The sequence below is a fragment of the Micromonospora sp. CCTCC AA 2012012 genome (assembly GCF_040499845.1).
In the GTDB taxonomy this organism is placed as follows: Bacteria; Actinomycetota; Actinomycetes; order Mycobacteriales; family Micromonosporaceae; genus Micromonospora; species Micromonospora mangrovi.
The window spans coordinates 4,080,939-4,097,077 of the sequence record NZ_CP159342.1; the positions used below are offsets into that span (position 1 = coordinate 4,080,939).

The following is a 16,139-nucleotide window of genomic DNA, read 5'->3' on the forward strand; positions in this document are numbered from 1 at the left end:
AGAAACTGGCAGACCTTCTCGGCGTAGAACGGTCAACGGTTGTGCGCTGGGAAAACGCCGAGACAGACCCCCAGCCGTGGCATCGAACTCGAATCGCCTCCGCATTGGGCGTTACGCTCGAACAGCTCGACGACATGCTCGTCGACGTGTCAGTGGCAGCACATCGAGGGCAGGCCATGGGAGACGACACTCGCAGTCCCGCGTCCGGTGCCACCCGCCCGGAACTGCTGGACAGCCTCCGCGCCTTTCTAACGACCTACCTGCCGACCCATCTGCCCGAGCCGTCCCTCACGCTTCTCGACGTGCGGCGAGCTGTCGGCCGGGTGCATAGCCGCTACCAGCGGGCGAGCTACACCTCAGCGGCTCGGCTCCTACCCGATGTGCTCGGTCAGGCGACCAACCTCACCAGCAACGCTGCGGGGATGCACCGAAGCAGCGCGTTTCGGCTGCTCGCCGCCGCCTACATCGCCGCCTCGAAGCTGGCCGCCAAGGTGGGTGACGCTGACACCGCCCTGTTGACCGCCGATCGAGCCTCCACCGCAGCGCGTATCGCCGAGGACCAGGCGTTGACGGCGGTAGCGGCTTACCAGGTGGCGTGTGGGCTCATGCGGCTGCCAGGTCGCGCCGCCGAGGCAGAGCACGTCGTGCGATCCAGCATCGAACGACTGGCAGCCTCCGGTTCTCCCGTCGGCCCTGACCTGCTCTCGGCTCGCGGCGCTCTGCTGCTGTTGGCGGCGGTGATGGCCGCCGGGCGGGGCAGCGCCAAAGAGGCAAGTCAGCTCCTTCAGGAGGCCGAGGGGCTGGCGGCGATGCTTGGTGCGGACCGGAACCGGCTGTGGACCGGGTTTGGCCCTACCAACGTCGTCATTCACGCCGTCTCCGCTGCAGTTCGTGCTGGCAACGCTGGCCAGGCGCTGGAGATCGGGACGCTGCTCGACACATCGCGGCTGCCGGCGGTGCTGGTTGGTCGGCGGGCGCAGGTGCACGTCGATTTGGCGGCTGCGGCGCTGATGTCGTCGGGTGACCGGTCCGTCTCCGTGTTGCACCTGCTGGAGGCGGAGCGGGTAGCTGCCGAGATGGTGCACGCCAACGTTCAGGCTCGTACGTTGCTACTCGAACTGCTGGCCAAGGAGCGGCGGGTGGGGACGCCGGGGCTACGAGCGCTGGCAGAGCGGGCCGGGCTGCTGGCGTGAGCGGTCGGGGCGTTCTGGCGCTAGTCGCCTGTGCCGCGCCGCCGGTGCTGCGAATCGGCGAGCTGATTGAGCTTTTGCAGGAGGACGGGTGGACCGTCTGCCTGACGCTCACGCCTACTGCTGCTACCTGGATCGATCGAGAGGCGCTGGCGCGGCAGACGGGGTACCCCGTGCGGGTGGAGTGGCGCAAGCCGCGCGAGCCGGAGCCGCATCCGCCGGCGGATGCGGTTGCCGTGGTACCGGCGACGTTCAACGTCATCAACAAGTGGGCGCTGGGGATCAACGACACACTCGCGCTCGGCGTCCTCAACGAGGCGCTCGGCGCTGGCATTCCGGTGTACGCGTTCCCCAACGTCAAGGCGCAGCTTGCCTCGCATCCAAGCTACAACGCGCACCTCCGACTACTCCAAGCAGCGGGCGTTGGCGTGAGGCCGCTTCCCGCCGCACCGGCATGGCGGACGGTTGTGGACATGCTTCGAGCCCTTGTGCAGCCCTTCCGGCCGTAGCTGCCTCCCGCTGACCTCCCGCACTGCCCCAGCTAGCCGATGTGTCGGCGGGCCGTGTCCTGGGAGCGGCTGCTGGATGTCGATTGACACGCCCTGACCACCTTTCGACGACGCGCAGTACTCGGGTAACGTGACGCAACCTGCGAGCAATAACTGCGCATCAGCTGCGGAGTAACCCACTGCAGTTTCTCGGCCATCGACCAAGCGAGGAGCCTCAGATGTCGGCATCCAAGCCGCAAGCGGTAGTACTGCTCAGCGGTGGACTGGACTCAGCCACCGCCCTCGCTGTGGCGGTCAAGGAGGGGTTCGAGGCCAACGCCCTCAGCTTCCGCTACGGTCAACGTCACACGGTAGAACTCGAAGCCGCCGCACGGGTTGCTAAGGCTCTCGGGGCGACACGACACGTTGTTGCAGACATCGACCTTAGGGTCTTCGGCGGTTCCGCGCTGACCGACGACGACCTCGCCGTGCCCCACCACGACAGCGCCGACGCTATCGGGAACGAGATCCCGATCACCTACGTGCCGGCTAGGAACACCATTTTCTTGTCGTTCGCACTTGCCTGGGCAGAAACCCTCGGAGCAGCCGATGTCTTCATCGGCGTAAGCGCGCTCGACTACAGCGGCTACCCGGACTGCCGACCCGAATACATCGAGGCGTACGAGCGGATGGCAAACCTAGCCACCAAGGCAGGTGTCGAGGGCACCCAGCGGATGAAGATTCATACTCCGCTTATCGACCTGACGAAGGCAGACACCATCCGGCTGGGCCTCAGCCTCGGCGTTGACTACTCGCTGACCCACAGCTGCTATGACCCCGTTGAAGGCCGGCCCTGTGGCACCTGCGACTCCTGCCTGCTCCGCACCCGCGGCTTTGCTGAACTCGGCATGTCAGACCCTGCTGTCGGCAGCACCGCATGAGACCCGCGTACCGCGTTAAGGAGATCTTTTATACCCTCCAGGGGGAAGGCACGCATGCCGGACGGCCTGCGGTCTTCTGTCGGTTCACCAGCTGCAACCTCTGGACGGGCCGTGAGCCCGAGCGCCATCGCGCCATCTGTCAGTTCTGCGACACAGACTTCGTAGGCACTGATGGGCCAGGAGGGGGGCGCTTCCGGTCAGCTCAGGACCTGGCGGCAGCGGTGGCGAAGGCGTGGGCCGGTGCAGCCCACCCGAGGAGCAAACCATACGTTGTCTGCACTGGCGGAGAGCCGCTACTGCAACTCGATGCTGCTGCTGTCGACGCCCTTCATGAGGAAGGCTTCGAGGTGGCTATCGAGACGAACGGGACGCGGCCCGCACCCGCTGGCATCGATTGGATCTGCGTTAGCCCGAAGGCCGGCAGCGAACTGGTCCTCACCGAGGGTCATGATCTCAAGCTTGTCTACCCCCAACCGGGAGCGGAGCCTGAACGATTCGAAGGTCTGAACTTCGCCAACTTTCTCCTTCAGCCGATGGATGGGCCCGACCAAACGGCGAACACCCGGGCCGCCATCAGTTATTGCCTCGCCCATCCTCAATGGTCGTTGAGCCTGCAGACACACAAGTACATCGGGATTGCTTGATGGAAATCTTCCGTGAGTTCACCTTCGAAGCTGCTCATCGCTTGCCGCACGTGCCCGAGGGGCACAAGTGCGCTCGCCTCCACGGGCACTCCTATCGCGTTGAAGTACATGTGCGGGGTGAAGTCGGAGCGTCGTCCGGATGGGTGATGGACTTCGGCGACATCAAGGCAGCATTCCGGCCCCTCCTCGACCAACTGGACCACTACTACCTAAACGAGGTGCCGGGCCTCGAGAACCCGACCAGCGAAGTGCTGGCGCAATGGATCTGGGCGAGACTTGTCGATCAACTGCCACTGTCGGCCATCATGGTCAGGGAGACCTGCACCTCGGGCGCCGTCTACCGGGGCGATGCCTCGTGACGGAGGCGACGGCCGACGAGCGTTCGCCGGGTGTCCCTGCAGATAGCAACAGCCCGTCGCAGGCACCAGCCCGCGTTCATATCGTCGTCACCTGCGCAAACCGCAAGAAACTGGCAGTGCCTGCGGCGCTTCAGATCAGAGCACTGTCGAACTACGCACCTAGACAGAAGCTCGCAGAGTGGACCCGACGACTGTCCGAACCTAGCCAGCCTTCCATTGCCGCAACGTCGCTCTATGCTGGCGAGCACTGGGCCGTGGCACGTCAGCTGGTCAACCCGAGAAGCGTCGAGACGCAACTCTGGATCTGCTCCGCGGGGTACGGACTGATCCCCGCCACCGCGCAGCTTCGCCCCTACGGCGCGACCTTCGCGTTGCGCGAAGCAGACTCGGTCGGACAAGCTTCGACCGAGAACCGCGCCTGGTGGCGGGCACTAAGCGAGTGGGTTGGCCCAGAACCCGGTACGCCCCGATCGTTCTACCACCTGGCCCGAATGAATCCCGACGACACGATCATCGCCGTTCTATCGGATACCTACCTTCGGGCGTGCAGTGATGACCTCCTGAGGGCGGCGGGGCGGCTACGGGACCCGCAACGGCTGACAATCGTTGGGCCGGCTCAGGCGGACCCAGACTTGGACGAACTGGTCGTCGGCGTGACCGCTCGCATGAGACCGGCAGTCGGCGGCAGTCTGCTGGCCCTTAACGTCCGCGTTGCGCAGCGCCTCCTGGGCCGAGTCACCGCGGAGCCTCGCACCCACCACCGCTCGTACTTCCGGGTGTTGGCCGACGAACTGGCAGCCGCCGCGCCCCCGCCGCCGCCTCCGACTCACCGTGAGCGCATGACCGACGACGAGGTTAAGGCCTTCATCCGGCCACTGGCGGCGGCCGGGCCGACCTCGGCAACGCGCCTGCTCAGACAACTACGAAACTCCGGCAAGTCATGTGAGCAGGCACGTTTTAAGCAACTGTTCGATGAGATCTCGCTGGAAGTGCAGTGCTGATGGCGCCCTCACATGATTCGAAGAACATCGCACGCCGTGCGCTGCGAATCGCTCAGCCGGGCACTCCAGCCCTCTACCTCTTCGCACTACAGGCAGAAGAGGTACTCCAAATCGCAGACATCTCCCGCGTCAGCCGGGACGACGCCGGGAAGCTAATCGGCTACCAACGCCCGCAGGTGCGGAAGCACATACAAGAGATCGTCGAGTACCTCGACACCGAGGCTGCCGTCTTCCCCAACCCCATCATCTTGGCCCTATCGTCCAGCGTCCGGTTTCAGTCGAGCAGAGGGCCAGGTGCTGCAGATGGACTCGCGACCTCCGGGCTACTTAGCATTCCCCTGCCGCAATCCGGCAAGCCGAAGCCCGCATGGATCGTCGACGGACAGCAGCGAGCCCTAGCGCTGTCCCGCACCCAACGGCAGCAGTTTCCGGTACCAGTGACGGCGTTCGTAGCGGACAGCGTCGGTTTCCAGCGCGACCAGTTCCTACGCATCAACAACACCCGCCCACTGCCACGCGGCCTGGTGACCGAACTCCTGCCGGAGGTCGACAGCCCGCTACCACCTCGACTCGCAATGCGGAAGGCACCCTCGGCGCTGTGCGACGTACTTAATGCCGACAAGGCGTCGCCGTTCTACGGGCTGATTAAGCGGGCATCGACAAACCGGCAGCAGGCACCGAACGCTGTGATCACAGACACCGTCGTTGTCGAGATGATCCAAGAGAGCCTCATTTCGCCGGCGGGCTGCCTCTTCCCCTACCGCGACGTCACCCGCAACGAGACTGACTTCGACGGGATCCTCCAGGCGCTCTGCACCTATTGGTCAGTAGTGCGTGAGACGTTCCCCGAGGCATGGGGCAAGCCGCCCACTAAGAGCCGCCTCATGCATGGGGCCGGCATACGGGCTATGGGACGGCTGATGGATCGCGTGCTGGGCACGGTTGATCCACGCCTCCCCGAGGCGCCCGAATTGATCAGCAAACACCTCGCCGTGGTCGCGCCGCATTGCCAATGGACGGGAGGAAGGTGGGACGAACTCAACCTTCGTTGGAACGAGATTGAGAACGTGTCCCGCCATGTGCAGGAATTGTCCAATTACCTCATCCGCGTCTACCTGAACGAACGGGCGGGAATTCGATGAAGTTCTTCTTTCCCGACAGCCAGGACCAGGTAGACCCCACGTTCGACTTTCAAACCGAGGAACGCGACCCGTTCCGAGTGCGTCAACGCGATGACCTGTACGCCCACGAAGTGCTCAAGCCGCCGCCGTTCAACGGTCTCTTGGTCTCCAAGGCAATCGTGGACGGTACTGCCGGCTCCAGCACCGGCAAGTACACCCTGCCCCAGCGCCACCGGCTTTACCGGCAAGGGGCACGTGAGTTCTTCCGTCTCGACCATGGCAGCGCACCGTTAAAGATCATGGGTGACTGTGGAGCCTTCTCGTACGTTGGCGAGGAGTACCCCCCCTACACCGTCGAAGAGGTCGTCAGCTTCTACGAAGGGTGCGGGTTCGACTACGGCATCTCCGTCGACCACGTCATCTTCCAGTACGAGCCGAAGGTCCTTCGTACCGACGAGGCAGCCAAGGAGTGGGTCCGACGGCAACAGATCACCCTCGATCTCGCCGCAGAATTCTGGCAACGTTGTTCAGCCAGCGACGTTCACTTCACACCCCTCGGGGTGACTCAGGGTTGGAGCCCGGAGTCATACGCCTATGCGGTGGTGGAGTTGCAACGGATCGGGTACCGACGGATCGCGGTCGGCGGCATGGTGCCGCTGAAGACGAAGGAAATCCTCGCCTGCCTCCGCGCCATCGACGATGTGCGTGCGCCCGACACCCAGTTGCACCTCCTAGGCATCAGCCGCGTCGACGAAATTCCGACGTTCGCTGGCCACGGCGTAACGAGCTTCGATAGTACGTCGCCCTTCCGCCAGGCGTTCAAGGACGACCGGGACAACTACTACGCGCTCGACCGGACTTATGTGGCGCTTCGCGTCCCTCAGGTCGACGGGAACGCGAAGCTCAAGGCGCGGATTCGCTCCGGTGAAATCAGCCAAGGGCGAGCCATGCAACTGGAACGGGCCGCGCTGGCCCGCCTTCGCGAATTCGATAGGGGCGAGATCGCCGTCGAGGCCGCCCTGGAGGCGTTGGACGCCTATAGCGCGGTGTGGGACGGCAAGGCAAACAGGAGCAGCCAATACCGCGATACGCTCGAAAATCGGCCGTGGCAGGCCTGCGACTGCTCGATCTGCAAGAAGGTCGGCATCGAGACAATCATCTTCCGTGGGGCGGAGCGCAATAAGCGCCGCGGCTTCCACAACCTACACGTATTCGGCCAGCGACTGCGCAGGCATCTTGGAGATGACGATCGTGACTAACCATGGAGACAAGAGCGCCGTGGCCGCGGGCTATGGGAACGTTCTACATCTTCCGGCTCTTGAGATTAGGCAGGGACCGAACCGCCGTCTGTACACGTTCGCGGTGGACGGCAAGCAAGTTCCGTCGTTCGCCGCCGTCTCGCGGGTCCGGCGCGACAGTCAGCAGCAACTGCACGGGTACCAACGGCCTGAGGTCCTGGCGCACGTGGCTGCGATCCGCCGCTACGTGGAGTCGGACGACAGCCCACTGCTGCCCAACGCGATCGTCGTGGCCTTCGACGACCGAGTTCGCTTCCTCCCTGCCGACACCGCCGGCGACGGACCCGCCTACGTCCGTATGGGAACCCTCGTGGTACCCGTGAGTGAGGACTGGGAGGACGCCGACAAGCCTGGCTTCATCGTGGACGGCCAACAGCGTTGCGCGGCCATCCGCGATGCGGAGGTCTCGGCATTCCCGATCTGCGTCACCGCCTTCATCACCGTCGACCAGGCCGACCACCGGTCGCAGTTCATCCTCGTCAACTCCACTAAGCCACTGCCCAAGGGCCTGATTCACGAGTTGCTCCCGGCCGCGTCTGGGCCGCTGCCGAACCAGCTACGCGTGCGGCAGCTCCCCGCGACGGTCCTTGAACGACTGAACTTCGAAGAGCGTTCGCCGCTACGTCACATGATTCAGACGCCAACCAATCCCACGGGCGTCATCAAGGACAACTCCATGCTGCGCATGCTCGAGAACAGCATCTCGGATGGTGTCCTGTACCGGTTCCGCGGAAGTGACGGGGTACTGCCCAACATTGGACTGATGGTGACCGTGCTGAGCGACTTCTGGACAGCCGTGCGGGAGGTATTCGGTGAGGATGCCTGGGGCAAACCCCCTCGCAAGTCGCGCCTGATGCACGGCGCCGGGATCATCAGCATGGGCTATCTGATGGACGCCATCGCCGACACAATCGGCAGCGGCGAGGACGTGCCGGACACTCAGGGATTCGCCGCCGGACTGAAGACCGTAAAGGATTACTGTCGCTGGACCGAGGGCACGTGGGATCTGGGCGACGGAATTCCGCGCCGCTGGAACGATGTCCAGAACACTCCTCGGGATATTCAACGAATCACCGACTTCCTGGTTTCCACATATTATTCTAAGCAGGGAAGGCGGCACGACCGGTCAAGCCGGCTCTTTTAGCCGCACCCCCCGTCGACACCAAGGTTCAGGAAGCTAGCGCCGGACTGGCTGCGACCAGACGCTAAAATTTGCCGGTTGTCCTTGGCCCTACTACTGGGCAGGGCAAAGGACAAGCATTGCCCGGCGGAATGCGGGGCAAAGAGGGCAAACAGCAGGGATCCGCGCACGACTTGGCGTTCTAGGAGTTAGTTGCAGCCAGGGGAAGCGATTGCTCTAACGCCTGCAGGAATGAAGTCACCCCACGCCCCCGCGGCAATATCTGTCTGCTTCTTGGGCGTGCGGCATCGATGGCGCCGGTAGCGGAATGGGAGGCATGCCAGGTGTCAACGATCAGATAGTCAGCGCGACGCGCGAGCGACTGCAGGGCCGTTGTGGAGACCGTGTCGGCATTTCCCTCCACCGCTTTAGGCGAGCACAGCCGCGACAGCCGCTTCTCAAGGGATTCTGCCGCTCTCGGTAGGAGCGAATACAGCCCGACTACTCGACCATCAAGCTGTCGCCACGTTCCGTCGGTCTCCTCTGTCGGCTCCTGCACGATCTGAAGCGGCATGCCAACCTCTTCGGCCAGCACCTCCAACTCCGAGCGCTGTCGGAGGTTGAGCCGCTTCTGGAAGTCCTGGCCCCTACCCAGGACCGCCATCGCGGTGGCGGCCCGGCTGCCGAGATCAGGAGCAGGAGTACTAAGCAGGACTTCGACCAGGCCGAGACCCCAGTCGAACACCGTTGGCGAGGCAACCCGCCGCCAGAGCGCGTCCACCTGGTCCAGCAGCTCCCGATAACGCGTCTCCGCTGGCGCCGCCTGCAGTAGTTGATCGAGCAGAACGAGGTACGCCTCGCGTACGGGCGCGCTCATGTTTTCCTGGTCCGCTAGCACTACCAGGACGGTGTCGCAGAACTCCAAGGCCTGTGGGGCCGAGCACGCGTCGGCAGCGGCCAGACAGAGGAGGTCAAGCACGATCGCCACCTGGTCCGCATTGACACCAGTCCAGGCATCCAAGACGCCGCTCGCAAGCTCGCTCAGCTTGGAAGCCTGCAGCGTTCCTAGTCCCTCCCACTGTGCGTGCTGCGAACGCAGGACCTCCGCCGCCTCCGGCCAGCGTTCGTCCTGGCTCAGCCGGGCGGACCATTCGACCCAGCCCTTGCATGTGCTGTCGACGAACCGGGTAAGGTCCTCGATATCGCGGCTCAGCCGCCGGTCGAGGCTTACACGTTCCTCCGCAACGAGCGTCTGAACGACGTCCAGCACGGTGGACCCGTTGGCGCTGTCCTCGATGTCGAGGACGGCCTGGACGGCGAACTCTGCGATGTCAGGGGCGGCGGTGTTGAGGAACGCTTGAATAACGGCCTCGTACTGTCCGTCTTCGAACAAGGCGCGGACATCGGCGCCGCCGGTTGTTGTTGGCGCGACATGCTGCGCGAGCGCGGCCAACCGTTGCAGCCGCTCCCGTTCGCCCTCGTCAGCAACGTGCAGCAATCGATGAAGTCGCTCGTCGTCACCTCGGGTCAGCGCGTCGATGGCGGCGACAGCACGGCCGCCTGCGCTGCCCGGGACGTCGACCGCGGCGGTAAGGGAGCCGTAGCGGGCGCCGAGTCCAGTGCTTTCGTACACGTCCTGTGGAGTGACACCGGCCGCGCATAGGTCGGCTACCTCGGTCCACCACAGCATTTCGAGGAGAACTTCGTTGACCGCACGAGACCGACGCGTCCGCAGCAGTTCGGCCAGGTACGGCAGCTCGCGGAGCTCGGTCCACCGCCCGAGTTCGCCGAGCAGTTCGATGCGCAGGAACCGGAGATTTTCGGCGCTGAGTTGCCCGGTCAGGCGCAGGTCCTGCAGCGCCTGCTCGGCAAGTCGGCTGTCCCGCTGCAGCAGAGCAAGTCGGAAGTCACGCAGCAGGTCGATGTGCGAGTGCCGGATCGGGCGTACCCGTGCGTCCCTCCCCCTGACGGTCGCGACGGCGTCTTCCAGCCGGTCGAGCAACTCCACGGGGGCGACAGCGGCACGGCGCACGTACGACACCTGCCCTAGGCCCGCCACCCGCAGTGACCGGTCGGCCTGCTCCGCGGTGGAGAGTTGTACCGCCTCGATGGTGGCGGTCGCCGGACCGAGGAACGCCTGTAACACCTCGCGTCCCCGGCGCTGCCCCTCCCGATCCTCGGACAGCAGGTAGAACCCCTGAGGGTCGCGCTGAAGCGGGATGACCAACCAGCCGCCGATACCGCTGACCCAGTCGCTTGCCTGTCCCTCTACAAGCATCTCCACGCGCTGGCCGAGGCCCTTGAAGCGGGTCAGGTCTCCCAGGCCAGCCCGCAGCGCTTCCAGCACCGTCACAGTGCACCCCCGAAGCGGTCGAAAGCGTCCATTCGCGCCTGGGCGACGTAGGCGGGATCGCGTCTCAACTCCACCTGCTCCTCGTTGAGGAGGATGCCGTTGTAGGTGATGTTCATGCTGCCAGCCAGGGCGTAGTCATCGCCGGTCAGGGCTTTGGTGTGCAGGCCGCGAGTGGCATTCATGATCATGGAGACCTGGTCGGTAACCCGCATGTCGACGGTGAGCCGTTCAATGCGACGGCGGAAGGCATCGTTGTGTGCGTCGGACGTCGTGGCAATCACGACCTGCGTCTTTTCCGCAGCCAAGCTGGTGACGACCTCGGCGAGCCGGATCCACCGGCGGCCGTAGCGGGTCAGGGCCGGATAGGTGCCGCCGCGGTTGTCGACGATCTCAACGTCGGAGATCCACGGCGACACCAGCCAGAGACATTTGCTGGGGCTGACGAGTTCCGCAGCGAACAGCGCGCCGAGCAGGTCCAGTACCTCGCTCGCGCTCTGCGCCTTGGACTTACGAATGATCCTGTTCACGGTGCCTCCCGTAGCAATACCCGGGCTTCCAGGAAGAGACCGGTCTTCCGTACGCCGAGGACCACCGGATGGCACAGGAGGGCCCCGACTTCGATCGGTTGGGTCTGTAGGTCCAGGAGGGTATTTCGCAGTACCGTTCGACTGGCGTGCCCGACCCGCAGCGCCACCTCACGCTGCTCAATCAGCAGTTCGTGGAGTTCCTTACGCCGCTTGTCATCCCACGGCGCGACGTCGAACACGACCGGTCCGAGGTCCACGTGGTCCCGCACGAGGGGAAACGACGCCGCAAGGCGGGGAGCATAGGAGTTTGATGCGACAGTCGGCTGGGCGGTCTGGCCCCACGGCCACAGTACGTTGGATACCGCGCGAGCCCGTCGCTGGGCGGTCACCCCGGCTCCAAGGTGCAGCACCTCGTCGAGGTATACGTGGTCGGCCAGGAGTGCCCCGAGCGTCCGGGCACTCACCTCGATTCCAGTCTGCTCGGCCGCCTGATCTCGCAGATCCAGCCATGACGCGACTTCCGTCAAGAGACGAGGATGGGCACCCGGCCCGGCAAGGCGGGTGCTCAGCGCGGAGCGGGCTGCGCCACCCAGGGCCAGCCCGTACGCCTGTGCCGCCTCGTCCACGCGCTCAATTGCCCGGGCGACAACAGCGTGACCGTTACGCCAAGAGACCCGGAGCTCGTCAAGCGCCGACCGGACCTCCGCTGCCCCCGTATGGACCAGCAGGCTGAGCTCCTCGTCCATCGTCTCCGCCTCAGACGGGGTGAGTGCGTCCTCGAGCGCGTGAGCGAACGCCTCGGGATTTTCCGCCAGTAGCCGCTGGAATGCCTCGACGTGGCCCGTCCCACCAGGTGAGGGCTCCGAAATCCAAAACACGGTGTCGTCTTCGGAGGACAAGTCCACCATGAGGTCATCGGTGTCGACGCCGGGACATAGCGTCGAGAGCGCAGCCAGGGCGAGTTGAGCCACCGATAGGGTGAATCGCCTGCGCCACCACGTGGTCCATGCCGGCGAACGGACATCGCCCGGAATTTCCCGCAACGCGTCGCGCACAGCAGAGAGCAGCGCGGAATCGCCGAGCCAGTTCTCCCAGCGCCGCTCGTCGTTCTCGTTTCGCTCGCCGGTCTCGTCATCAACCGTCAGGCCCAAAGTCTCGGCTGCCTGCCGCAACGCACCCTCTAGACCTGGCTCGTCCAACGGCTTCCCGTTCTCGACCTGCTCCGATGCAGCGGCGAGAAGCACTACTTCAACGAAAGTGTCGCGGTCAAAGATTGACATGGTGTCCGGGAAATCAGCTTCGACCTCGAGCCGGTGCCGTAGGCGCTGCGACCGCTCCTGGGCAGTGGGAACTTGGATCTCGTCGGGGATCCGGACCTTGCCTTCCATGGCGTCGCACTGCACGTCCACGCCCACGGCGGCCGGCAGCCATCCGCGCTCCCCGGCAATACGGAAGCTCAGGGCGACCGGTCGAGGGCGGGGCTCCCACACCGTCCCGCGTGCTGTCCTGGCGTACCGCACTGTCCGAACCCCACCGCCTTGGACATGGAGGTGGGCGGTGAGCGCGTCGAGCAACCGACTAACACGCCGGGTCAGCCTGACCGGGGAGCCAGCGCCGAGGGTTGACACGTGGAACTGCCACTCGGGGCGGACGCTGGACGCGTCCCGGACGCTGTTCGGGACAGGCTCCAAGGCTGCGGCCGTCGGCGCATAGACGGCGACCCGGTCGTCGCCCTCGTCGATCAGGTCCACCAGCGCCGCACGGTAGGTGCTCTCCACGTCGACCAGCAACTCCTGGTCACCGGCAGCAATAGTGGGCAGCGGCAGCCAGTGCCGCTTGTTCGTCGCCCACACGCCGAAGTGCCTGCTCACGTTGCCCGGGCAGAATTCGTTCAGCGCCCTCAGTGCCGGGAGGTGCGCGACCTCCAATTCGCCACCGCGCCCGGGTACCTGCAACTCGACATCGGGGACCAGCAGATCGTCGAAAAGGTTGCCCGGCACAAACTGCCGCAGAGGAGTGCGCGTCCGCAACCCCGCGTCGTCTTCCAGTGGCTCCTCGCCACGCCACTGGTCTCGCAATTGACGACGCATCGTCGGCACCACCGCCAGCAGCAGGGGCCGGGGCGCGTCCCACAGGAGGGTGTCGACCACGCTGTCCGCCCACTCGCCCTTGCCGATGGCGAGCGCATCCCGGAGGTGGCGCCGGAGCCGCTCTCGTTCCGGGCCAGGGCGCAACAGCCGATCGAGCAAAGTCGACAGGGCCGCCTGCCGGCTACACGCCTCTGACTGCTTCTTGGGATTCTCGCGGAACAGCGCTGCGGCGGGACCCGCCAGGTCTTCCCAGGTCGATTCACCGGCGGCGTAACCCAACTCTATGGACAGCCAGTCGAAAAGAGCGTAGACCGCCTGGATCCGCAGTACGTAGAAGTTCTCGATGGGAAGGTTTCTCGGCGGTAGGTCCGGGTCGAACAGGGCCTCGTACGCGTCCCACGCCTGGCGGTCCCGGCCCCAGTCGCTAAGCACTACCGCGGTCCACGGGCGCATCGACGGCACTCGTCCGGCGCGGCCCTTGCGCTGCAGGAACTGCGCGGCGTCGTGTGGCGCCTTGTGCTGCAGGACCGCGCCCACCCGGTCGTCGTCAAACCCGACCTCGAGGGTTGCGGTCGCGACGATCACCTGGGCGGTGGTGGCCACTCCCCGATCCTGCGAACTGGTACGTCCGATCTGCAAGGGTCGATCCGCCTCCACGCCGTGACCCAGGTGGTCTGCCAGCCACCACCATTGCCCGTCGGGATCGCGGTCACCGCTGGCCTCCCGTTGGTTCGCCGCCATCCGTCCCTGCTTTGCCCCGCGCAGGTGCGCGAGGGTCTGCGGGCGACGTGTGACAAGCTTCCCGGGCCACCGCCAGCCTTCGGCGTCCAAAAGATCCCAGTAGAGACGGTTGGTGCTGTCTAGCTTGTCGGTGAAGGCGAACAGCCGACTGCCGAAAGCGCCGCCGGACGAGGGCGGTGGGTTGAACGGGTCATCCCCGGTGGAATCGAGGCATCGGGCGAGCGCCATGCAGGCCTGAATGGTGGTGGAAAGCGTACCGGTCCCGGAGTGTGGGTCGTGGCGAAGCGCTAGGAGGTACTCAGCCCCTGACTCCTCCAGTTCGCCGACGTCTGGCTCGACGACAGTGACGGCGTTGGGCGGCAGATCCACGAGCCGGGAGAAGAAGTCACCCGCGTGACGCAGCGTCGCCGACAGGCCAACCCACACCGGAGTACGGCCGAGCCGGTGTTTGAGCCGGCGCAGCAGGAGGGCGTTCTGCGCCCCGGCGGTGCCCTCATACGTGTGAACCTCGTCCAGCAGGACGGCGGCGAGGGTGGCCGGACGAATACCGAACGCACCGAGGTTGCCTGGAGCGGCAAGTTGCCGGTTGAGCGACTCGGTCGTGCTGAGCATGAGATCGGCTGGCTGCTGCCGTGCCCGATCGCGCGTCAGCCTGAGGTACTTACCCTCCACCTCCGCCTTGCAGGAGGAGGAGGCGCAGACCAGCCGCTCATCGCCAGCACGACAGTCAGCCTCAGGCCATACCAACTCCGCGTCGCACTCGAGGCATCGCAGATACGGGCAAACGTAGCCTCTTCCGCGCTTCTCCCAGCCCTCAGCCCAGCCCTTCTGAACGTGGTAGGCGGAGGCGGGCGTGGGACCAAACCAAGTCGCGACGCTCAATGTCGCGCCCTCTGAACGGTCGGTCTCGCCGAGGCGCTTCGCGTACCCGACTAGCGTTCGCAGTTGGTCCTTCAATAGCTCGTTACGGGGATAGAGGGCCAGAGCGAGTGTGCCGACTCGTGACCCACTCCGCCTCGCGGCCGTCTGGTCAGCCAACCAACTGATCAATGGCAGGTAGAAGGCCAAGGACTTCCCACTGCCGGTCCCAGCGGTGACCATCGCTCCCGCCTGCTGACCGCTGACCAGCGCCTCCAGCACGGCCGCTGTACTCCGCTGCTGGAATCCGGACAGCCACGCCGGGATGATCCGCTTCGCCGTGGCGAGGCCTGCATGACCAAGCGACCCGCGGATTTCCGTGAGTACTTTTCCGGCGGCTACGTCCCGCTTGGGACGCCTACGCGGCCGATGGAGGAACCGATAATCCAGCACTAGTGGCCGGCCGTCGGTAACTCGCCTTCCCGGGAATGCCTGACGCAACATGGAGAGCAGACGTACGGTCTCGGCACTGCGGGACCGGTAGCCGCCGGCCGGGGAGCGGACAACGAGCGCGGCATCAACCAGGTCACTTAGCAACTGGGTCGGTTCGCCATGGTCCGCCAGCAGCGCCAGGAGTTCGTCTTCAGTCCACTCGGCGCCAACTGCTCCCCACGCGAGCAGTTCCGCCTCATGAAGCTCGATGGCCGTGAGCGCCTCGAGCGCCGGTTCACCCACTGTTGCCATCCTGAGGCCGCCCCGGCACCACCCGGAAGTTGTGAAGAGCGTTGTTGTCGACAAGCCAACTTCGCACGTCATCGTCGAGGAGGTCGAGTGCGGCGCCGCCCCGTGTCGCTGCAGAGACAAACCCCTTCACCGCTGCAGGCAGCCGCTGCTCAAGCAGTATCAGGAGTTGGGTGACCTCCGCGAGCACCCGCACCGCGTCAGCGTCGGGCGGCTTACGTTGAAGCCGCGCCAGGTGGACGAGGGCTGCATCCAATTTGGGCGCTACAGCCTCGAGACCCTCGACGCCGGCGAGTGCCTTCACCAGGTCTCGGAGTTCGAGTGCATTACCGGCCTGCGACGCGACGTGATCGCTCCACCCGTCTCGTACAGCCTCCCGTACCTGACTCCTCAACCCGTTGAGCAGGCGTAGGACCGAACCCAACTGCCGTGTGTCCAGCTCACGTTGTGCCGACCTAAGTTGAGTCCAGAGGTCCGGTGTGGGGTCCACGGGAGCCCACCAGTCGCCACTTCCGAGGGCTGCAGCCTGAGCCAATGCCGTGAGCTCCCGTAGGGCATCGTCAAGTTGCTCGTCGAACTGGCGAAGCGCGTCAAGGTCGGCCTCCAGCCGCAGGGTGCCGCTGGCCTGGTCGACCGCTACGCGGGTTTCCAAGATCCACTTCGTGGC

Annotated in this window: 13 protein-coding genes; 9 read left to right on the forward strand and 4 right to left on the reverse strand. The window is 65.2% G+C overall.

Features of this window, described 5'->3' with window-relative positions:
* Positions 1-5 precede the first annotated feature (5 nt).
* From ABUL08_RS17925 to dbpB (ABUL08_RS17965), 9 genes are all read left to right on the forward strand, one after another.
* A complete protein-coding gene (locus tag ABUL08_RS17925; protein ID WP_350938686.1) occupies positions 6-1,193 on the forward strand; it encodes a helix-turn-helix transcriptional regulator in 1,188 nt (395 codons plus the stop codon).
* Positions 1,190-1,699 (forward strand): flavoprotein, encoded by a 510-nt coding sequence (locus tag ABUL08_RS17930; protein WP_350931067.1) that lies wholly within the window; start codon positions 1,190-1,192, stop codon positions 1,697-1,699. Before ABUL08_RS17925 ends, ABUL08_RS17930 begins: the two co-directional genes overlap by 4 nt.
* A 218-nt stretch (positions 1,700-1,917) precedes the next feature.
* Positions 1,918-2,619 (forward strand): 7-cyano-7-deazaguanine synthase QueC, encoded by a 702-nt coding sequence (queC, locus tag ABUL08_RS17935; protein WP_350931068.1) that lies wholly within the window; start codon positions 1,918-1,920, stop codon positions 2,617-2,619.
* Positions 2,616-3,263 carry a 7-carboxy-7-deazaguanine synthase gene (gene queE, locus ABUL08_RS17940; protein ID WP_350931069.1) on the forward strand — a complete coding sequence of 216 codons (648 nt, stop codon included), beginning with the start codon at positions 2,616-2,618 and terminating at the stop codon, positions 3,261-3,263. The genes queC and queE overlap by 4 nt, the downstream gene beginning before the upstream one ends.
* Entirely contained in the window at positions 3,263-3,622 is a 360-nt protein-coding gene (gene queD, locus ABUL08_RS17945; protein ID WP_313722841.1) for a 6-carboxytetrahydropterin synthase QueD, read from the forward strand. Before queE ends, queD begins: the two co-directional genes overlap by 1 nt.
* Positions 3,619-4,623 carry a hypothetical protein gene (locus ABUL08_RS17950; RefSeq protein ID WP_350931070.1) on the forward strand — a complete coding sequence of 335 codons (1,005 nt, stop codon included), beginning with the start codon at positions 3,619-3,621 and terminating at the stop codon, positions 4,621-4,623. The genes queD and ABUL08_RS17950 overlap by 4 nt, the downstream gene beginning before the upstream one ends.
* On the forward strand, positions 4,623-5,765 hold the full coding sequence (gene dbpB / locus ABUL08_RS17955; protein ID WP_350938687.1) for a DGQHR domain-containing protein DpdB: 1,143 nt from the start codon (positions 4,623-4,625) through the stop codon (positions 5,763-5,765). Before ABUL08_RS17950 ends, dbpB (ABUL08_RS17955) begins: the two co-directional genes overlap by 1 nt.
* Positions 5,762-7,003 carry a tRNA-guanine transglycosylase DpdA gene (dpdA, locus tag ABUL08_RS17960; protein WP_350931072.1) on the forward strand — a complete coding sequence of 414 codons (1,242 nt, stop codon included), beginning with the start codon at positions 5,762-5,764 and terminating at the stop codon, positions 7,001-7,003. The genes dbpB (ABUL08_RS17955) and dpdA overlap by 4 nt, the downstream gene beginning before the upstream one ends.
* Complete coding sequence (gene dbpB / locus ABUL08_RS17965; protein WP_350931073.1) at positions 6,987-8,186, forward strand: DGQHR domain-containing protein DpdB; 1,200 nt, start codon at positions 6,987-6,989, stop codon at positions 8,184-8,186. The genes dpdA and dbpB (ABUL08_RS17965) overlap by 17 nt, the downstream gene beginning before the upstream one ends.
* 178 nt (positions 8,187-8,364) lie before the next feature.
* Here dbpB (ABUL08_RS17965) and dpdD read toward each other — a convergent pair whose 3' ends face one another.
* From dpdD to ABUL08_RS17985, 4 genes are read right to left on the reverse strand one after another with little or no spacing between them, the layout of a single operon-like run.
* A complete protein-coding gene (dpdD, locus tag ABUL08_RS17970; RefSeq protein ID WP_350931074.1) occupies positions 8,365-10,509 on the reverse strand; it encodes a protein DpdD in 2,145 nt (714 codons plus the stop codon).
* 2 nt (positions 10,510-10,511) lie between these two features.
* Positions 10,512-11,042 (reverse strand): phospholipase D-like domain-containing protein DpdK, encoded by a 531-nt coding sequence (dpdK, locus tag ABUL08_RS17975; protein ID WP_350931075.1) that lies wholly within the window; start codon positions 11,040-11,042, stop codon positions 10,512-10,514.
* Positions 11,039-15,466 carry a protein DpdJ gene (gene dpdJ / locus ABUL08_RS17980; RefSeq protein WP_350931076.1) on the reverse strand — a complete coding sequence of 1,476 codons (4,428 nt, stop codon included), beginning with the start codon at positions 15,464-15,466 and terminating at the stop codon, positions 11,039-11,041. The genes dpdK and dpdJ overlap by 4 nt, the downstream gene beginning before the upstream one ends.
* The gene (locus ABUL08_RS17985; protein WP_350931077.1) at positions 15,459-16,124 is read right to left on the reverse strand and encodes a hypothetical protein; all 666 of its coding nucleotides are present in this window, start codon (positions 16,122-16,124) and stop codon (positions 15,459-15,461) included. The genes dpdJ and ABUL08_RS17985 overlap by 8 nt, the downstream gene beginning before the upstream one ends.
* Positions 16,125-16,139: the final 15 nt, after the last annotated feature.